This window comes from Brucella daejeonensis (genome assembly GCF_014199265.1).
GTDB lineage: Bacteria > Pseudomonadota > Alphaproteobacteria > Rhizobiales > Rhizobiaceae > Brucella > Brucella daejeonensis.
The window spans coordinates 309038-328030 of record NZ_JACIJG010000002.1 but is presented as its reverse complement, the minus strand read 5'-3'; the positions used below and the strand labels follow the sequence as shown (position 1 = coordinate 328030).

Below are 18993 nucleotides of genomic sequence, written 5' to 3'. Positions count from 1 at the left end.
TCTATCAGCCTTCCACGAAGATCATTGCGGGCGTTTCGAGCAGGCTTTTCAGCTTCTGCACGAAGACGGCGGCATCCCAGCCGTCGATCACGCGATGATCGAAACTGCACGACAGGTTCATCATCTTGCGCGGCACGAATTGCGTGCCATCCCACATGGGTCGGACCGTCATCTTGTTGATGCCGACAATGGCCACTTCCGGCCGGTTGATGATCGGCGTGGTGGCGATTGCGCCAAGAGGTCCGAGCGACGTGATGGTAATGGTGGAGCCAGTCAGTTCCTCACGTTTGGCGGTGCCGTTGCGCGCCGCTTCCGTGACACGCGACAGTTCCGTTGCCGTCGCGAATACGGTCATGCTTTCGGCATGGCGCACCACCGGCACGATCAGCCCGTTCGGCGTCTGGGTGGCGATGCCGACATGCACGCCGCCGAACTGACGAATGATGTCCGCCTCGTCATCGAAATGCGCGTTCAGCCCCGGCTGTTCCTTCACCGCCTTGACGATGGAGCGGATAATGAAGGGCAGAAGCGTGAGGCGCGGACGCCCCTCCTTCTTCTCGTTATTGAGACCGCCGCGCAGGTCTTCAAGCTGCGTGACGTCCACCTCCTCGACAATGGTGATGTGAGGAATATGGCGCTTGGCTTCCGCCATGCGCTCGGCAATCTTGCGCCTGAGGCCGATCACCTTGATTTCGTTGATGGATGTATCGGCCACATAGCCCGACAGGGCCGGTGCGGCACCGCTTTCCATCTGGAAAAAGGCGTCGAGATCCTCATGCGTGATGCGCCCGGCCGGACCTGTGCCGCGTACGCGGCGCAGGTCGATGCCAGCATCCCGCGCCCGCAATCTGACGGACGGTGTGGCGAGCGGTTTTTCCCCTTCGCCGCGAACCGGGCCGGCACCCGTAAAGGGACGGCTCGCGCTCTCGCGCTTCGGCGTGGCGGGTTTTTCGGGAACGGGCGTTTGCAGGAGAACCGGCGCTTGGGTCGCGGCAGGGACGTCCGGCTTGGTTTCGACCGGCGCAGGCGCTTCGGGTTCCGGCTCTTCAGCCTTTTCTGTCGCGCCGCCTTCAATTTCGAGGCGCACGAGTTCGGAACCAACAGCGATCTTTTCGCCGACTTCACCGTTGAGCGCCACGACCTTTCCGGCGCGGGAGGACGGGATTTCCACCGTTGCCTTGTCTGTCATGACGGCGGCGAGAAGATCGTCTTCGCGAACGACATCGCCAAGCTTCACATGCCATTCGACAAGCTCGGCCTCGGCAACGCCTTCGCCGACATCGGGGAGTTTAATCGTAAACAGAGCCATCTTATCTCCCCTCAGGCTTCCATAATCGATGTCAAGGCGCGCCCCACCCGGTCGGGACCGGGGAAATAAGCCCATTCCTGTGCATGAGGATAAGGCGTATCCCAGCCGGTGACGCGGATGACCGGCGCTTCCAGGTGATAGAAACAATCGCGCTGCACCAGTGCCGCCAACTCCGCGCCATAGCCGCAGGTCAGCGTTGCTTCATGCACGATCACGCAGCGCCCGGTCTTTTTGACCGACGCCATGATGGTTTCGGTGTCGAGCGGCAAAAGCGTGCGCAGATCGATGATTTCGGCGTCAACCCCGGTTTCTTCCGCTGCAGCAAGTGCGACGTGAACCATGGTGCCATAGGCAAGCACGGTCACATCGCTCCCCTCTCGCCGGATCGCGGCCTTGCCGAGCGGCACGGTGTAATAGCCTTCCGGCACATCGCCCAGATCGTGCTTTTTCCATGATGTGACGGGGCGGTCATGATGACCGTCGAAAGGACCGTTATAAAGCCGCTTGGGTTCGAACATGATGACGGGGTCGGGATCTTCGATCGCCGCCAGCAACAGCCCCTTGGCATCGGCAGGCGTTGACGGCATCACTGTTTTCAGGCCGGACACGTGGGTAAACAGCGCTTCCGGGCTCTGGCTGTGGGTCTGGCCACCATAGATGCCGCCGCCGGAAGGCATACGGATCACGATGGGACAGGTAAATTCGCCCGCCGAGCGATAGCGCAGGCGCGCGGCTTCCGAAACGATCTGGTCGTAGGCGGGATAGACGTAGTCGGCGAACTGTACTTCGATGCAGGGGCGCAAGCCGTAAGCGGCCATGCCGATGGCCGTGCCGACAATGCCAAGCTCGCTGATCGGCGCATCGAAGCAACGATCCTTGCCGTATTTCTTCTGCAAACCGGCGGTGCAACGGAACACACCGCCGAAATATCCGACATCCTCACCGAACACGACGACTTTACGGTCCCGTTCCATGGCGATATCGTGGGCGTTCTGGATCGCCTCGATCATGGTCATTTTCGTCATGGATCAGAACCCCGCTTCCTGACGTTGGCGGATAAGGTGCGGCGGCGTTTCGGCATAGACATCCTCGAACATGTCGCGCATGGACGGTCTGCGCCCGTCATGCAGCGTGCCGATGGCTTCCGCTTCACGCTGAGCCGCGACCACGAGGTCCATTACCTCGGCCTCGGCCTGTTTATGGCGTTCGTCAGACCACGCACCGCGCTGGATGAGATGGTTCTTGAGACGCAGGATCGGATCGCCAAGCGGCCATGCATCGCTTTCGGCCTTGGGACGATAGGCCGATGGATCGTCGGAGGTGGAATGTCCGCCAGCGCGATAGGTCACATATTCGATGATGGTGGGGCCAAGGTTGCGGCGCGCCCGCTCCACCGCCCATTTGGCGACTGCATGAACGGCCAGATAATCATTGCCGTCAACACGCAGCGCCGGGATGCCGAAACCGTGGCCACGTGCAGCGAAAGTGCCGGAACCGCCGCGCGCAATGCCCTGAAAGGTGGAAATCGCCCACTGATTGTTGACGATATTCATCACGACCGGAGCCTTGTATGTCGAGGCGAAGACCAGTGCCGCGTGGAAATCGCTTTCCGCCGTCGAACCGTCACCGATCCATGCCGCGGCGATTTTCGTATCATGGCTGATGGCGGACGCCATCGCCCAGCCGACGGCCTGCGTATATTGCGTTGCGAGATTGCCGGAAATGGTGAAAAAGCCATGTTCTTTCGATGAATACATGACGGGGAGCTGGCGGCCCTTCAATGGGTCGTGCTCGTTGGAGAAAATCTGGTTCATCATGGTGACGAGCGGGTAATCGTCGGCGATGAGCAGGCCCGCCTGCCGATAGGTCGGGAAATTCATGTCGCCCTTGGTGAGCGCCTTGCGGAAGGCACAGCTTACCGCCTCCTCGCCCAGATGCTGCATGTAGAATGAGGTCTTGCCCTGCCGCTGGGCCATCATCATGCGGGCATCATAGGCCCGCAGGGTCATCATGTGGCGCAGACCTTCCTTCAGCTCATCGTCGCTCAGCGTGCCCGCCCATGGGCCGACCGCCTCGCCATCGCGGTTCAGAACCCGGATGATGCTGAAAGCCAGATCGCGCATCGCTTCCGGCTTTTCATCGACTTCCGGCCTTCTGACGCTACCGGCGCGCGGAATCTTCACGTGGGAAAAGTCCGGCACGTCACCGGGGCGCCATTCAGGCTCGGGGACATGCAGGGATAGTACGACATCGTCGCTCATGCGGGCATACCTCGCAATACTGGCATTTGATAGTCGAATGAAAGATTATAGGCGGTTAGCGCCAAAACCGCGACCTCGCCCTTGAAGGCATCGGTGCGGCATGTTCAGCAAGACCTCCCCAGGCCCCGCCAGCGCAATCTTCCCGAAGGAAAACCGACTGCTCCTCCCATGCGACATGAAGCCGGTTTTTCCTCCTCCGGCTTCACTTCATTCAGGGTGAAGTGGCTTTCAAAATAAAGCAAGAATATTTTTCATCGGCACGACCAGGTTTAAACGAAAGCGGTTCTCTGGATCGCACAACGCGTTCGCGCCGCCCTCGAGGAAATAAGTTTATTCCCATGATTTCCGGGCTGTTTTATATGGAAAGAAATAATATTGCCTTGCGCAACATTCTTGCGAATGATTGACGGGCGCGTCAGTACTGATCGGTACTATTCTGGCCGATATGGGAGGATTACGGAATGGAAAATGCGGTCAGGTGAGACATTGTGTCCACACTTTCTTGCGTTGGCACGCAACGGATACCGGTAGCGATTCTGATGATGGACAAGAAAAAACCGCGCCGGTTGGCGCGGTTTCGAACACGAATATTCTTCAATATGCGGATCAGCGGATCGCCTTCCCGTTCGCATCGAAGCGATGCATCTTGGCATCGTCGGGCGAAATGAAGATGACGTCGCCTTCATTGTGGTGATGTTCGCCGAACAGGCGCACCGTTATCAGGCCCGCTGCTTCTGTTTCCACGTAAAGGATCGTGTCGGCACCGAGATGTTCGGCATGGATGACCTTGCCGTTCCATTTGCCGGCGTCGCTGCTGACGGATAGATGTTCCGGGCGGATGCCGACAGTCTTTGCCGCCGCATCGCCGATGCGGGCGCCTTCGATGAAATTCATCTGCGGCGAGCCGATGAAACCGGCGACGAACAGATTGTCGGGCTTGTTGTAAAGCTCCATTGGCGAGCCGATCTGCTCGATATTGCCTGCATTCAGAACGACAATCCGGTCCGCAAGCGTCATGGCTTCCACCTGATCGTGGGTGACGTAGATCATCGTCGCCTTCAGTTCCCGGTGCAGCTTGGCGATTTCAAGACGGGTCTGGACGCGGAGTGCAGCGTCGAGGTTCGACAGGGGTTCATCGAACAGGAACAGTTCCGGCTCACGCACCAGTGCGCGGCCGATGGCGACGCGCTGGCGCTGGCCGCCGGACAGTTCCGCCGGACGGCGGGCAAGATAGAGATCGAGCGCCAGCATGGTGGAAGCCTTGCTCACGCGGCTTTCGATCTGGTCCTTCGGCGTCCCGGCCTGTTTAAGGCCAAGGCCCATATTGTCCTTGACCGTGAGGTGCGGATAAAGCGCGTAAGATTGGAACACCATGGCAATGCCGCGTTTCGACGGCGGCGTGACGGTCACATCTTCACCGTTGATGAGCACCTGCCCCGAAGTCACGTCTTCCAGCCCGGCGATGGAGCGCAGAAGCGTGGATTTACCGCAGCCGGAAGGGCCGACGAAGATGATGAATTCGCCGTCCTGCACTTCCAGATCGATGCCTTTCAGGACTTCCTGTGCACCGTAACGCTTGTGTATCGATTTTAGTAGCAGCGATCCCACGTAACAAATTCCCTTACAGTTTTACCGGTTGGCCCGAGCGCACGCTTTCATCTGCCGCAAGGCAGATGCGCAGCGACTGTAGCGCGTCGTCCATATGACGGTTGAGATCGATATCCTCGGCTATGGCCTTGAGCATGTAGGCCTGCTCGCGCTCGCACAGTTCCTGATGGCCCGGTTCGTCGGCCATGGAAAGATCGGTGTCGGGTTTCAGGAACTTGCCGTCCGGTCCCCGTTCGGCGCGGTGTACGCGGATGGTCGAGGTCTTGGTGTGGGCATCCACATCGTCGGACTTGGTGACAGCCTCGTTCATCACGATGGAAACGCAGCCATTGGGCGAAATCACGTCCTTCACGAAGAAGGCCGTTTCCGACATCATCGGCCCCCAGCCTGCCTCGTACCAGCCGACCGTGCCGTCATCGAACAGCACCTGCAAGTGACCGTAATTATACATGTCCGGCTCGATCTCATCGGACAGGCGCAGGCCCATGCCACGCACCTCCACCGGCTTTGCGTCGGTGATCTGGCACATCACATCCACATAATGCACGCCGCAATCGACAATGGGCGATGTGGTGTTCATCAGGTTCTTGTGGGTTTCCCAGGTCGCGCCGCTCGATTGCTGGTTGAGGTTCATGCGGAAGACATAAGGTCCGCCGAGGCCGCGCGCTTCCGAAATCAACCGCATCCAGGACGGATGATGGCGCAAAATATAGCCGATGACGAGCTTGCGCCCGTTGGCCCGCGCGCAGTGGATCACGCGGCGCGCATCTTCGACCGTGGTTGCGAGCGGCTTTTCCACGAAGACATGCGCCCCCTGCTCCATGGCCGCGACGGCGTATTCGGCATGGCTCTCCGAATAGGTCGCGACGCAGGCGAGATCGGGCTTCAGTTCCTTCAGCGCTTCATGGAAGGAAGGGTGGATTTCATAGGCTGCAAGTTCGTCGGGAACCGCGACCTTCGTGCGATTGACGAGGCCGACGATCTCGAAACCCGGATTGCGGTGATAGGCAAGCGCGTGGCTGCGGCCCATATTGCCGAGCCCGGCAGACAATACACGGACGGGCGCCCCGGTTACTGAACTCATTTGACTGCTCCGGCTGTGATGCCGCGGATCAATTGCCGCGAAAAGAGAACATAGAGGATGAGGACCGGCAGCATTGCCAGCGACAGCGCCGAGAGAACGGCATTCCAGTTGGTGACGAACTGGCCGATGAAGAGCTGCGAACCGAGCGTAACCGTCTTGGTGGCTTCGCCAGGTGCGAGGATCAGCGGGAACCAGAGATCGTTCCAGATCGGGATCATGGTGAAGACGGCGACCGTGGCCATTGCCGGACGGATCAGCGGCAGCACAAGCTTGAAGAAGATCGCATATTCCGACATGCCGTCTATGCGCCCGGCATTCTTGAGATCGTCCGACACGGTGCGCATGAATTCCGACAGGATAAAGATCGCAAGCGGCAATCCTTGCGCCGTATAGACGAGGATCAGCGATGTCAGCGTATTGACCAGCCCGACCGCCACCATGCCCTGCAATAGCGCCACCGTACCAAGCCGGATCGGGATCATGATGCCGATGGCGAGATAAAGCCCCATCAGCGTGTTGCCCTTGAAGCGGTATTCGGCGAGCGCGAACGCCGCCATGGCCCCGAACAGGATCACCAGGAAAATGCTCGCGACGGTAACGACGGTGCTGTTCTGGAAATAGGTCAGGAACGAACCCTGCTTCAGCACTGTCTCATAGCCGATAAGGCTGAAGCTTTCCGGTGTCGGAAGCTGGAGCGGCGTGCGAAAGATCGCATTGCGGTTCTTGAGCGAATTGATCAATGTCAGCGCCACCGGGAACACGGCGATCAGCATGTAGAAGATCAGGGCCGCGTGAACGAGCGTGGTGCGAACGGGCGAAGTGCGTGCTTTCGACATGGTTCTCGCTCCTCAGAACTGATAGCGGCGCATACGGCGCTGGATGCCGAACAGATAGAGCGACACGCCGGCCAGAATGATGAGGAACATCACCGCGGCAATCGTTGCGCCCATGGATGGATTGCCGAGTTGAAGCTGGAAGCCGAAGAAGGTGCGATAAAGGAACGTGCCCAGAATATCGGTTGCCTTGTCGGGGCCTGCCAGCGCGCCCTGCATCGAATAGATCAGATCGAAGGCGTTGAAGTTGGCGACGAAGGTCATGACCGAGATCAGTCCGATGGACGGGAGGATCAGCGGCAGCTTGATCTTGAAGAACTGGCTCCAACCGGTGATGCCGTCACATTCGGCAGCTTCGATAATTTCATCGGGAATATTCAAAAGTGCCGCATAGATCAGCATCATCGGGATGCCGACGAACTGCCAGACCGAGACGAGCGACACGGTGACAAGCGCCGTATCGGCCTTGCCAAGCCATGGACCGAACAGCCATTTCAGGCCGACGATGTCCATCATCCACGGCGCGACACCCCAGATCGGCGACAGGATCAGCTTCCAGATGAAGCCGACGATCACGAAGGACAAAAGCGTCGGAAGGAAGATCGCCGTGCGGTAGAAAGCGGCAAGGCGCAGCTTTGGCAGTGACAGCATTGCAGCCAGCAAAATGCCGATCGGATTTTGAACCAGCATATGAATACAGAAGAATATAACGTTGTTTTTCAAGGCATTCCAGAAATCGCGCGACCAGTTCGGATCGCCGAAAAGCATCTGGAAATTCGCAAAGCCCACAAAGCTGCGCTGTCCGTCAACGACATTGAAGAAGGCCTGCCTGAGCGTTTCGATCAGCGGCAGGACCATCACCACCGTATAGATGAAGACACAGGGCAGAAGAAACACGAGAATGTGCCAGCGCCTGGGGCGTTTTTGCGCAATGATCGGCAGGTCGGCAGGCTGGCTCATACGGTATCGCTCTTTTAGAACGCATCCCGGAAAGTGTGAAACGGCTTTCGGATGAGATGCGCGTGAAACCAAAGAATGAGAGCGCCGATCTGGTGAACCAGATCGAAACGCGCTCTGGACATTTCATTCGCCGGATTGCGCCGACGGGAAGTCAGAATGCGCACGGGCGGTGGTTCCAGGGAACACCGCCCGTGAATTTATAAATTACTTGGCTGGCTTGTACCAGCTATCGAGACCGTCCTGCAGCTTCTTGGCAGCAGCTTCCGGCGTATCGGTGCCATTGATGACATTGGCCGATTCAACCCAGGTTTCGTTTTCCAGGTTCGGCGTGCCGCGCGACAGAATCTGATAAGTCGAACGGATGGTCGGCTTGCACTTTTCACGCCAGGAGACGAATTCCTGCGCCAGCGGATCGCTCATCTTTACCGCGGTCGAGTTCAGGCTGAAGAACCCCGGCAGCGCATTGGCGTAAATTTCCGCAAATTCAGGCGAGGAGACCCAGTTCAGGAACACCTTTGCCTGTTCGGCGTGCTTGCTCGAGGCATTGAGACCGATGCCGATATCGTTGTGGTCGGAGATATAGCAGGCGTCGCCTGCGTTCTTCACCGGCGGCGGGAAAGCACCCATCTTGAACTGGGCCTGTGTGTTGAACAGACCGATTTCCCATGAACCAGCCGGGAAAATGGCGGCGCGACCGAGCGTGAACAGGTTCTGGCTGTCCGGATAGGTCTGCGCCTCAAAACCGTCGCCCAGATAATCCTTCCACTTGGCGAGCACCGCGAACGGCTCCACCCATTGCGGATCGGTAAGTTTCTGCTCGCCCGCGATCAGAGCCTTGCGGCCTTCTTCGCCCTTCCAGTAGGTCGGGCCGATATTCTGGTAGCCCATGGTTGCGGCTTCCCACATATCCTTTGTGCCCATGGCCATCGGAATATAATTGCCGTCAGCCTTGATCTTGTCGAGCATCGCGAAGAATTCGGCTTCCGTCGCCGGAGGCGTGATGCCGAGTTCGTCGAACGCGTCCTTGTTGTAGATGAAGCCGTGGATGACCGAAGCCATCGGCACGCAGAAGGTCTTCGTGCCGTCATCGGTGGTCCAGGCGGACTTGGCGACGTCGGAGAAGTTCTTCATGCCTTCGAGGTCGGTCAGATCGGCAAGCTTGCCCTTGTTGAAGAGTTCAAGCGACGTATCGAACGGACGGCACGAAATGAGGTCGCCGCCCGAACCGGCATCGAGCTTGGCGTTAAGGGCCGCATTATATTCCGTCGGCGCGCTCGGTGCGAAATTGATCTTGATGCCCGGATTTTTGGCTTCGAAAGCCGGGATGATCTTTTCCTGCCAGATCTGCAGGTCGTCATTGCGCCAGCTTTCGATCGTCAGCGTGACGTCTTCAGCAAGCGCGACCGATCCCGACGCCAGAAGCGTGGAACCCAGCAGCATGAGTTTCAACGTATTGCGAACCATTTGACCTTCTCCCTTTTGTAGCGCGAACACGCAAAGAGGCGAAATACGCCAGACCGTTTCGGTGCGATCACTTCCTTGCGCCGGAGAAAAGTACCGGCCACCGCCGGCGGTCTTCCTCCCAATTCCGCGTGATCCCTGCCCTCAGCGGTACTGCGTTCCCCTTCTGCTGAAATTAATGCCAAAAACGTACCAATTGTCCAGAGAAGTTTACAGAATTATCGCAGAAAAATGGCTTTCGCTCGCTTTTTGCAAACTTTATCAAGGAATTAATCAATATTTTCACAAGGCTACAAAATCGCTTGGTTAATGGTATTTTTTTGGTATCTTCGTGATGGAGGTATCTTCATGACTGAATTCTTCATTGGCGTCGATGGCGGCGGCACGGGATGCCGCGCTGTGGTGGCAGGTGGCGACGGTGCGATTCTCGGTTCGGGGCGCAGCGGCTCGGCCAATATCGTTACCGATCCGCAGACGGCTCTGGTCAATGTCACCAAGGCCATCGACAATGCTTTTGACGATGCCGGTCTCAGCAAGGCGCATTATGCGGCCAGCCATGCGGTGCTTGGGCTCGCGGGCGGAAATGTCGAGGGCGCGGGTACGCCGATAGAGCAGGCGCTTCCCTTCGCGCATTCCAATGTGGAATTCGACGGGGTGATTGCCTTGCAGGGCGCGCTGGGCGATCAGGACGGAACAGTTGCCATTCTCGGCACCGGCACGGCCTATATCATGCGGCGCGAAGGCCAAATCCACATGGTTGGCGGCTGGGGATTTCCGTTGAGCGATCTTGGCAGCGGCGCACGACTTGGCCAGAGCCTTTTGCAGGAAAGCCTGCTCGTGCATGACGGCATTCATCCGCGCAGCCCGCTGACGACGGACATTCTGGACGAGTTCGGCAACAATCCCGACAATCTGGTCGAATTCGCGTGGACAGCCAAACCGGGCGATTTCGGCAAATATGCTCCTCGCGTTTTTCAATATGCCAGTGAGGGTGACGAAACGGCCCGTATGCTTCTGGAGCGGTCGGCAGCTTATATCAGCGAGACGCTCGATGTGTTGATCGCCCGGGGTACGGAACGCATCAGCCTGCTTGGCGGCATGGCTCCACTCTATGTGGAATGGCTGCCGCCGCACCAGCAGGCGCTTCTGGTCAAGCCGTCCGCCGACGCTCTGACGGGAGCGTTACAGCTTGCGCTCAAGCGCTATGGCTCGCAAAGCGGAAGGGGGCATGAATGAGCGGAAATTTCAGCGCCTTCCTGCCGAAAAACCTGCAGGGTTCAACTCCTTCGAGCGGCGCCGGACCGCTCTACATGCGACTGCGTCAGTCGTTGGAAGCCGCGATCCGCGCCGGGCAACTGGTAGATGGCGAAGCCCTGCCCCCGGAACGGGACATCGCCGAATATGCCAATATCAGCCGCGTCACGGTGCGCAAGGCCGTGGACGATCTCGTGAAGGCCGGACTTCTGGTACGTCGCCACGGTTCAGGCACTTTCGTCGTGCGTCCTGCCGAAAAGGTGCAGCAATCGCTCTCGATGCTGACATCCTTTACCGAAGATATGGCGCGCCGTGGCGTCGCGACCCAGTCCAAATGGCTGGAACGTGGGCTTTATTATCCCTCGCCGGAAGAAATGATGAAGCTGGGTGTCTCGTCGGAGATGCGCGTCGCGCGCCTTGGCCGCCTGCGCATGGCCGGGGAACTGCCGCTCGCTATCGAGCGGGCAAGCCTTTCAAGTGAAATCCTGCCCGATCCCGATGCGGTCAGGGGGTCGCTTTATGCCGAACTCGGTCGGGCGGGTTTTCGGCCCGTGCGCGCCGTGCAGCGTATATCCGCCTGCAATATCAAGGGAGCTGACGCGCATATTCTGGGCGTGACGGAAGGCGATGCGGGCCTGTCCATCGAGCGGATTTCCTATCTTCCATCCGGCCGCGTGGTCGAATTCACAAAATCGCTCTATCGCGGCGATGCCTACGATTTCGTCGCGGAACTGACGATACCGCACCCCTGAACGGAGTTGTCAGGAAAACGGCCCGTTTCTCGGCCGTTTCCCGGGCCGTTTGAATGTATCAGTGGTGCTTGTTGCCTTCGCGGGCAAGTTCCGCTGTCGGGTCGGTTGCAAGACGCTTGCGTGCCCGATCGTCCATCAACTCGTACCACATGGCGTTGAGCACGGCGAAGGCCGCAGCAAGCGGAAGCCCCAGCAGCCATGAAAAATACCACATTTTCTTTCCTTTCCATCCTGACATTCTCCGTGGACGCAATGAATGATTGCGCGCCGGAGAATGCGTGAACAAATAGCCGTAGCAGTTCCAGCGGATGGAACCGCTTCGCAAGGCTCAATAGGCGTGGTTGCTCTCGTCCTCGATCATGCCCTTGTCCACCTTGCCCCACAGGACCTTGTAGACCCAGGAAGTGTAGGCAAGGATGATGGGCAGGAAGATGATCGTCACGACCAGCATGATGAACAGCGTCAGATGACTGGACGACGAATCCCACACCGTCAGGCTCGAACGGGGGTCGATGGACGACGGCAGAATAAACGGGAACATCGACACGCCGACCGATGAAATGACGCCGAAGATCGACAGTTTGCCGAACAGGAGCGGCGCCAGTTCGCGACCGCCGCGCAGGGCGATCAGGACGGCGAGCGCGCCCAGAATGCCAAGCGCCGGAGCAATCAGCAGGATCGGATAGTTCGTATAATTGGCGAACCATGCGCCGTGATCGAGCTCGACGGTCTTGCGCAGCGGATTGGAGACGCCATCAGTCACAATGGCGCTCGTGATCCTGTATCCCGAAACCCAGAGCCAGCTTACGACACCCGCCAGCACATAGAGCGCCAGCGTCAGAATGGCCGCGATGCTGCCATATGACCGGGCGCGTGCCTGAACGTCTCCGGTTGTCTTCAATACCAGCCACGATGCGCCGTGCATGGAAAGCATGGTCACTGAAAGCACGCCGCAAAGCAGCGCGAAGGGATTGAGCAGACCGAAGAACGACCCTTCGTAGAATATCTGCATATCGTCGTTCAGACGGAAGGGAACGCCCTGAAGGACGTTGCCGACGGCTACGCCGAAGATCAGCGCCGGTACGAAACCGCCGATGAACAGCGCCCAGTCCCAACCCTTTCTCCATGCCTCACTGTCACGCTTCGAGCGGTATTTGAAACCGACCGGGCGCAGGATGAGGGCAAAGAGGATGACGAACATTGCCAGGTAGAAGCCTGAAAAGGACACCGCATAAAGCGGCGGCCAGGCGGCAAAGATGGCGCCGCCACCAAGGATAAGCCAAACCTGATTGCCTTCCCATACCGGGCCGATCGTGTTGATGATGATGCGCCGTTCCACATCGGTTTTGCCTATGACGGGCATCAGGATGTCGACGCCGAGGTCGAAACCGTCCATGGCGGCAAAGCCGATCAGCAAGACGCCGAGCAGCACCCACCAGATGAGGCGCAGGGTTTCATAGTCCAACAATTCGCTGAGTATCATGATCCTTACTCCGCAGGTGCGATGCTGGCCGGGGCGAGTATGGCTTCCGGCTTGCTGTCGGGTTCAGGTCCGGCCTTGATGGCGCGTAGCATCAGGCCCATTTCGATGATGAAAAGAACCGTATAGATCGCCACAAAGCCCAGAATGGTCAGCAGCACGACGGAAGCTCCGAGGTTGGAGACCCCGACCGCCGTTGGCAATATGCCTTCGATAATCCAGGGCTGGCGGCCGAACTCGGCGACGATCCAGCCCATTTCGGCTGCAATCCATGGCAGCGGTATCGCGAATACGGCGACCCGGAGCAGCGTCGGATAGTGGTCGAGCGCACGGCGCGCGGACAGCACGAAGAAAGTGCCCGTCAGCAGGATCAGGAAGAACCCGATGCCGACCATGATGCGGAAGGACCAGAACAGCGGCAATACGCCGGGAACGGTATCGTTCGCCGCCTGGGTGATCTGCGCGTCGGTGGCGTTGCGCGGATCGTCCACGTAACGCTTCAGCAGGAGCGCATAGCCCATCCACTGGCTGTTGTCGGCGAAGACGTCCTTGACGTCCTGCGGCACGGCATTCGTGTCGCCAGCGGCGCGTATTTTCTGCAAGGCGTCATAGGCGACGATACCGTTGCGGATATGGCTTTCCGCGCTCTGGACCAGTTCATCGATGCCCTGGATCGGCGTGGTGAGCGAGCGCGTGCCGATCAGCCCCATGACCCAGGGAATGTGAACGGCGAAATGCGTCTCGCGCGTTTCCTGATCCGGGAAGCCGAATGCGGTGAAGGAGGCAGGAGCTGGCTCGGTTTCCCACATGGCTTCGATAGCCGCGATCTTCATCTTCTGGTGTTCGTTCGTCAGATAGCCGCTTTCGTCGCCCAGAACGACAACGGAGAGCGATGCGGCCAAACCGAACGATGCGGCGATCGTCATCGAACGCTTGGCCAGTTCGGTCGAGCGCCCTTTCAGCAGATACCAGGCAGATACGCCGAGGACGAACATCGATGCCGTGGCGTAGCCTGCGGAAACCGTATGGACGAATTTCGCCTGCGCGACCGGGTTCAGGAGAACGGCGTAGAAATCGGTGATTTCCATGCGCATGGTTTCGGGGTTGAACGCCGAGCCGACCGGGTTCTGCATCCAGCCATTGGCAATGAGAATCCACAATGCCGAGAAGTTGGACCCTGCCGCGACCGCATAGGTCGCCATAAGGTGTCCGACCTTCGAGAGGCGATCCCATCCGAAGAAGAAAAGACCGACGAACGTGGCCTCCAGGAAGAAGGCCATGAGGCCTTCGATGGCGAGCGGCGCACCGAAGATATCGCCGACATAATGGCTGTAATAACTCCAGTTCATGCCGAACTGGAACTCCATCACGATGCCCGTAGCGACGCCCATGACAAAGTTGATGCCAAACAGCGTACCCCAAAATTTCGTCATCTGCCGCCAGATGAGTCGCCCCGTCATTACGTAAACGGTTTCCATGATGGCCAGCATCACGGAGAGACCCAAGGTCAGAGGTACGAAGAGGAAGTGATAAAGCGCCGTGATCGCAAACTGCAACCGCGACAGGGAAACAATATCGAGTTCCATCTCTTTAAGCCGGTAATCCGGCCCTCCTGGTGTTATGAGCAGCGCTTCGAGGCTGCCCCTTATGAAAGCGGGTGGTTCGTGAAAACCGCCTACCCGCTTCAATTCGCCGACATGAACCGCAAAACGGCCCGATGCTCGTCACTCACCTCATGGCTTCAAGGATTTCATCGAATCTCGATGATCCCTTACTCCCGGTTTCGACGAGAATGCCTTGATTCAAAACAATGATGCGGTCGCAAATGCGCGCCTCCCGCCGGATATGCGTGGCGATCAGGAGCGTTCGTGAGCCGAGCCGCTGTTTCAGGCGGCCAAGCACATCTTCCGCGGTTGCCCGGTCGAGACCTTCCGTAGGCTCATCGAGCAGCCAGAGCGGCGCATCGGTCAGGAAAAGGCGTGCAAGCGCCAGACGGCGTGCCTGCCCGCCCGAAAGCCCCAGACCTCCCTCGCCCAGCGCGGTGTCCAGCCCGCCCGAAAGGGAGCTGACGAAGGCGCCCAGACCCGCAGCCTGCATGGCTTCCATCAGTTCCGCGTCAGCAGCACCGGGCCGTGCAAGGAGGAGATTGTCGCGCAGGCTGTCCTGAAACAACTCCGTCCGCTGCGTGAGAAGACGGGCAGGCAAGGCCGCAACGCTGCCCTTTTGAACGGGAAGTTCTCCCGCTATCATATTGAAAAGCGTTGATTTTCCTGCACCGCTCGTGCCAACGATAGCCACACATTCGCCTTCCGCGATATCGAGATCGACAGCCCGCAAGGCGTCGTGCGGCGCGCCATCGCGACGGATGGTTATCTTCTTCAGGCTGACCGCCTCCCCCTTGTCGGGACGCTGCAGCGGCACGATTTCCTCGTCTGCCTGCAATTGCGGCGCTATACGCTTTGCGGCCAGAACCGTGCGTCCAAGTTCCATTGCGCCGCGCCGCAATGCCGAAAATGGCTCCATCGCCCCCAGAATGATGAGCAATGCGAGGGCTGCAACGGGCGCGCTCACGGCTTCAGCATTGACCAGCAGGCCGACAACAACGAGACCGCCCGCAAGCAGCGCGGCATGAACCATGCCGAAACCTGCGCCTGCTGCGATCTCGATACGATTGAGCTGGCGGTCTGAGGTCGCGACGTACGTGTCGGCGCGAGCAAGCGCCAGTTTCTGATGTTCAAGCCGCCCCGCCATCAGAAGTTCGGTTTGCCCGGCAACAAGATCGACGGCGCGCGCGCGCAGCGCTTCCGTGCCCTTGGCGCGTCTGCGCATCGGCTTTTCCGCGCGTCTCGCCGCGGCTATCGGAATTCCCAGCCCCGTCACCACCAGCACGGACATTACCAGAAGTCCGAAAAGGAGGTTCATCAGGCCAAGAGCTATCCCTGCTGCGAGCGCCGTTGCGACCGCAGCGCCAGCCGGTACGAGAACGCGCAGATAAAGGGAATCGAGTGCATCTATGTCGGCGGTCAGCCGGAACAGGAGACGGGCGGGACGCTTCAAAAGTGTTTCTGCTGCCATGGGGCGCGCCCAGCTCCGAAACAGCTTTTCGCGGAGCGCGGCAAGAATTGCCAGCGTTGCATCATGCGTGACGAGCCGTTCGAGATAGCGCGAACCGGTGCGCAGGATCGCCAGCAGGCGGATACCGGCGGCGGGTGCAAACACGTCAAACACCACTGCCGTGGTCAAGCTTAGGCCCGCAATGGCCGTTGCGGTGATGAACCAGCCCGAAAGGCCCAGAAGGGCAATCCCTGCGAGCACGGTGACGGTCGCGGTCGCGATGCCGGCCAGAAGCGCCCTGCCCCTGATGCGGAAAAAGAGCAGCAGGATAGGCCGCAATGCGTCAAGGCCCTTCATTCGGCTGCCCTCCTCTGCCAGAGGCAAGCGTCTTCCGCATCGCCGTCGAGGCGGATCACGCGATGCATCCTGCGCGCGAGCGCTTCGTCATGGGTCGCGACGACCAGCGTCCGGTTCCGGGCAAGCCTCGTCAGACTGTCGGCAATGACTGTCGCCGTCTCCTGATCGAGATGAGCGGTCGGTTCGTCGGCCAGAATGATGTCGGCGGCAGGATCGATCGCGGCACGCGCCAGCGCCAGACGCAATGCCTCGCCGCCCGAAATTCCGGCGCCGTTCTCCCCGATCAGGCTGTTGCCGGTGACACCGAAGACGTTGCCTAGCGCCATGTCGTCGACGATTGTCTGAATGGTTGCGGCGTCGGCTTCCCGACCGAGAACGATATTCTGCCGGGCGGAGCCCGCGAAAATATGCGGCTTCTGGCCGATCCAGCTCATCCGTGAACGAAGAGCCGCAGCCGTGTCGTCAGTCATTTCCGTATCGGCGATCCTGATCGTGCCGGTTTGTGGTGTCGTCAGACCGGCGATCAGCGCAAGAATGGTGGACTTGCCGCAGCCGCTTGGCGCCAGCAGCGCCACATGCTCGCCCGGTTCGATGTCGAGATTGAAATCTTCAAGAACATTGGCCCCGGTTGCATAGGCAAAGCCGACATCGTGCAGCGCAATCGAGGGAGCATTGGTGGCGCGCGAAGCGGACATATTCGTACCGCCGACAATGGTGACTGGATGTTCTGCGAGTTTCTCCAGCGCATCGATGGCGGCTTCGCCCGCCGCGCGGTCGTGCCAGACGGCGGAAAGATCGCGAAGCGGCTCGAAGAAAGCGGGCGACAGAAGCAGGATGAACAAGCCTTCCGCAAGCGTCAGCTTGTGGCCCCAGGCACCGAAATCGAGCTGCCCCAACAGATGAAAACCGATATAGACCGCCACCATCGCGACGCCGATGGCCGCGAAGAGTTCCAGAACCGCGGAGGACAGAAAGGCGATGCGGAGGACGGACATGGTCCTGGAGCGCAATGTCTCGGCATTTTCGCGCAAGCGGTTGGCCGTCGCATCCACCGCGTGGAATGTGCGAATGGTGGCAAGGCCGCGCAGGCGGTCGAGCAGAAAACCGTTCATACCGCCGAGAGCAACGAGTTGCCTTTCGCTAGCCGCTTTCGCGCGCCAGCCGATCAGGGCCATGAAAATCGGGATGAGCGGCGCGGCAACAATCAGGATGAGCGCGGGAGCCCAGGAAAGCCAGAGCACGATGCCAAGTATCGCCAGCGGAACCAGCATGACGCGGATGCGCACCGGCACGTAACGGGAAAGATAGGGAACGACCATCTCCGCCTGTTCGGCAAGAATGCTTGCGGTTTCGCCCGAGGACGGCCGCGTTGCATCCAGAGGCGAGCGTTGTGCAAGGGCCGCGACAGCCTGCACACGCAGCCGGGAAAGTTCTTCCCTCGCCGCGTCGAACGCCTTTGCAGCCCCGGCGCTGTCGAGGAGACTGCGCAGGCAACCGAGCAGGAACATGCCTGCCGCGCCATAATAGATGGAATTGTCAAAACCGGTATCGGCCAGTCGACCGATTGCATAGGCAAGAATGCCCGCCTGAGGCAGCCACAAAAGGGCTGCGGCTGCCTGAAGATATGCCCCCCGCTTCAGCAAGGACGGAACAGGACGACGTTGCGAGCGGCGCGAATGTCTTCCGTCGCCTGCCGCCTTGCCGTCTTCTGCCGTCAATGATTCCGTTCGGGGGACAACGGATGTCACTCTCGCTTAGGCTCCTTTTTGGCCGATGTTCGCCCGCGCCCCAGAGCCACGATCCTGTCCGTGGTCTCAAGAAAACGGGTCACTTTGGCACCGAGCGCCAGAAGGCTGGTCAGCCGGTCGGTATCGAGCTTCTTGACGTCGTCGTACCAGTTGGTCAGCCGCTCGATCAGGCCGTACATGTCCTTCATGCGGTCCTGTGCATAAACGTCGCTATCGCCTTCCGGCCGCTCCATGAGAATCTCGCGCAGCACGGAGAGCGTCGGATCGATCTCGCGTTTCTTGCGCTCCTCGGCAAGCGTACGCAGGATTTGCCATACATCGTCGGGCGTCGTGAAAAAATCGCGACGATCACCGGGAATGTGCTTCAACAGAACAAGGTTCCAGCCTTGCAGTTCACGTATGCCCATGGACACGTTCGACCGCGATACGCCGAGGGATTCGACGATCTGGTCTGCACAAAGAGGCTGCGGCGACACGTAAAGCAGCGCATATATCTGCCCGACCGTGCGGTTTATGCCCCACCGGCTGCCCATTTCTCCAAAATGGAGCACAAACGACTGAACGATTGGCGACAATTCCAAAATTCTCTCTCCCGTAAATTCTGAAATTTCAGAAATTACTGAAATCCAGATAATTCAATTAGCATCGACCTTCAATCCAGATGTCCCGAGCGAAAGCTCGAATGGACAATTGGCCGCAGCCAGAGGTTACTCGCGGGGCATTCCTCCAAATGCTCCTGAAACATGGCAAACCGCAGCTTCCGGTCCGCGATACGGTGTCAGTCGGGCCGAGGATTCGGCAAAAGGCAGATGATGTTTCCGCATGTCAGGAT

General features: G+C 59.2%; 16 protein-coding genes. 2 read left to right on the top strand and 14 right to left on the bottom strand.

Going from position 1 to position 18993, the window contains the following annotated elements; all coding sequences use genetic code 11:
* Positions 1-4 precede the first annotated feature (4 nt).
* From FHS76_RS03825 to FHS76_RS03790, 8 genes are all read right to left on the bottom strand, one after another.
* Positions 5-1309 (bottom strand): dihydrolipoamide acetyltransferase family protein, encoded by a 1305-nt coding sequence (locus FHS76_RS03825; RefSeq protein WP_183648315.1) that lies wholly within the window; start codon positions 1307-1309, stop codon positions 5-7.
* An 11-nt stretch (positions 1310-1320) separates the two neighbouring features.
* Complete coding sequence (locus tag FHS76_RS03820; protein ID WP_183648312.1) at positions 1321-2334, bottom strand: alpha-ketoacid dehydrogenase subunit beta; 1014 nt, start codon at positions 2332-2334, stop codon at positions 1321-1323.
* Between the two features lie 3 nt (positions 2335-2337).
* The gene (locus FHS76_RS03815) at positions 2338-3570 is read right to left on the bottom strand and encodes a 3-methyl-2-oxobutanoate dehydrogenase (2-methylpropanoyl-transferring) subunit alpha (RefSeq protein ID WP_183648309.1); all 1233 of its coding nucleotides are present in this window, start codon (positions 3568-3570) and stop codon (positions 2338-2340) included.
* Positions 3571-4176: 606 nt separating this feature from the next.
* Positions 4177-5178: an ABC transporter ATP-binding protein gene (locus FHS76_RS03810; RefSeq protein WP_183648306.1), complete on the bottom strand. Its 1002-nt coding sequence runs from the start codon at positions 5176-5178 to the stop codon at positions 4177-4179.
* A gap of 13 nt (positions 5179-5191) precedes the next feature.
* Positions 5192-6262: a Gfo/Idh/MocA family protein gene (locus FHS76_RS03805; RefSeq protein WP_183648303.1), complete on the bottom strand. Its 1071-nt coding sequence runs from the start codon at positions 6260-6262 to the stop codon at positions 5192-5194.
* On the bottom strand, positions 6259-7098 hold the full coding sequence (locus FHS76_RS03800; protein ID WP_183648300.1) for a carbohydrate ABC transporter permease: 840 nt from the start codon (positions 7096-7098) through the stop codon (positions 6259-6261). The genes FHS76_RS03805 and FHS76_RS03800 overlap by 4 nt, the downstream gene beginning before the upstream one ends.
* Before the next feature lie 12 nt (positions 7099-7110).
* Entirely contained in the window at positions 7111-8055 is a 945-nt protein-coding gene (locus FHS76_RS03795; protein WP_183648298.1) for a carbohydrate ABC transporter permease, read from the bottom strand.
* A gap of 204 nt (positions 8056-8259) precedes the next feature.
* Entirely contained in the window at positions 8260-9519 is a 1260-nt protein-coding gene (locus FHS76_RS03790; protein ID WP_183648295.1) for an ABC transporter substrate-binding protein, read from the bottom strand.
* A 345-nt stretch (positions 9520-9864) separates the two neighbouring features.
* Between FHS76_RS03790 and FHS76_RS03785 the strand changes: the two genes are divergently transcribed.
* Positions 9865-10752 carry an N-acetylglucosamine kinase gene (locus FHS76_RS03785; RefSeq protein ID WP_183648292.1) on the top strand — a complete coding sequence of 296 codons (888 nt, stop codon included), beginning with the start codon at positions 9865-9867 and terminating at the stop codon, positions 10750-10752.
* Positions 10749-11522 (top strand): GntR family transcriptional regulator, encoded by a 774-nt coding sequence (locus FHS76_RS03780; protein ID WP_183648289.1) that lies wholly within the window; start codon positions 10749-10751, stop codon positions 11520-11522. The genes FHS76_RS03785 and FHS76_RS03780 overlap by 4 nt, the downstream gene beginning before the upstream one ends.
* A gap of 58 nt (positions 11523-11580) precedes the next feature.
* On the opposite strand, the gene cydX is transcribed toward FHS76_RS03780, so the two are convergent.
* The 6 genes from cydX to FHS76_RS03750 all read right to left on the bottom strand — a co-directional run bounded on the left by cydX (position 11581) and on the right by FHS76_RS03750 (position 18742).
* Positions 11581-11736 (bottom strand): cytochrome bd-I oxidase subunit CydX, encoded by a 156-nt coding sequence (gene cydX / locus FHS76_RS03775; protein WP_183648286.1) that lies wholly within the window; start codon positions 11734-11736, stop codon positions 11581-11583.
* Between the two features lie 114 nt (positions 11737-11850).
* The gene (cydB, locus tag FHS76_RS03770) at positions 11851-13005 is read right to left on the bottom strand and encodes a cytochrome d ubiquinol oxidase subunit II (RefSeq protein ID WP_183648283.1); all 1155 of its coding nucleotides are present in this window, start codon (positions 13003-13005) and stop codon (positions 11851-11853) included.
* A gap of 5 nt (positions 13006-13010) precedes the next feature.
* On the bottom strand, positions 13011-14588 hold the full coding sequence (locus FHS76_RS03765; protein ID WP_183648280.1) for a cytochrome ubiquinol oxidase subunit I: 1578 nt from the start codon (positions 14586-14588) through the stop codon (positions 13011-13013).
* Between the two features lie 142 nt (positions 14589-14730).
* Complete coding sequence (gene cydC, locus FHS76_RS03760; RefSeq protein WP_183648277.1) at positions 14731-16413, bottom strand: thiol reductant ABC exporter subunit CydC; 1683 nt, start codon at positions 16411-16413, stop codon at positions 14731-14733.
* Positions 16410-18161, bottom strand: a complete 1752-nt coding sequence (gene cydD, locus FHS76_RS03755; RefSeq protein WP_183648274.1) for a thiol reductant ABC exporter subunit CydD — start codon at positions 18159-18161, stop codon at positions 16410-16412. Before cydD ends, cydC begins: the two co-directional genes overlap by 4 nt.
* The gene (locus FHS76_RS03750) at positions 18158-18742 is read right to left on the bottom strand and encodes a GbsR/MarR family transcriptional regulator (RefSeq protein ID WP_183648271.1); all 585 of its coding nucleotides are present in this window, start codon (positions 18740-18742) and stop codon (positions 18158-18160) included. Before FHS76_RS03750 ends, cydD begins: the two co-directional genes overlap by 4 nt.
* Between the last annotated feature and the right edge of the window lie 251 nt (positions 18743-18993).

Bases quoted from the DNA above. Each gene is read 5' to 3' on its own strand.
- FHS76_RS03825 (WP_183648315.1), bottom strand. From the start codon at position 1,309: ATGGCTCTGTTTACGATTAAACTCCCCGATGTCGGCGAAGGCGTTGCC.
- FHS76_RS03820 (WP_183648312.1), bottom strand. From the start codon at position 2,334: ATGACGAAAATGACCATGATCGAGGCGATCCAGAACGCCCACGATATC.
- FHS76_RS03815 (WP_183648309.1), bottom strand. From the start codon at position 3,570: ATGAGCGACGATGTCGTACTATCCCTGCATGTCCCCGAGCCTGAATGG.
- FHS76_RS03805 (WP_183648303.1), bottom strand. From the start codon at position 6,262: ATGAGTTCAGTAACCGGGGCGCCCGTCCGTGTATTGTCTGCCGGGCTC.
- FHS76_RS03800 (WP_183648300.1), bottom strand. From the start codon at position 7,098: ATGTCGAAAGCACGCACTTCGCCCGTTCGCACCACGCTCGTTCACGCG.
- FHS76_RS03795 (WP_183648298.1), bottom strand. From the start codon at position 8,055: ATGAGCCAGCCTGCCGACCTGCCGATCATTGCGCAAAAACGCCCCAGG.
- FHS76_RS03790 (WP_183648295.1), bottom strand. From the start codon at position 9,519: ATGGTTCGCAATACGTTGAAACTCATGCTGCTGGGTTCCACGCTTCTG.
- FHS76_RS03785 (WP_183648292.1), top strand. From the start codon at position 9,865: ATGACTGAATTCTTCATTGGCGTCGATGGCGGCGGCACGGGATGCCGC.
- FHS76_RS03780 (WP_183648289.1), top strand. From the start codon at position 10,749: ATGAGCGGAAATTTCAGCGCCTTCCTGCCGAAAAACCTGCAGGGTTCA.
- cydX (WP_183648286.1), bottom strand. From the start codon at position 11,736: ATGTGGTATTTTTCATGGCTGCTGGGGCTTCCGCTTGCTGCGGCCTTC.
- cydB (WP_183648283.1), bottom strand. From the start codon at position 13,005: ATGATACTCAGCGAATTGTTGGACTATGAAACCCTGCGCCTCATCTGG.
- FHS76_RS03765 (WP_183648280.1), bottom strand. From the start codon at position 14,588: ATGGAACTCGATATTGTTTCCCTGTCGCGGTTGCAGTTTGCGATCACG.
- cydC (WP_183648277.1), bottom strand. From the start codon at position 16,413: ATGAAGGGCCTTGACGCATTGCGGCCTATCCTGCTGCTCTTTTTCCGC.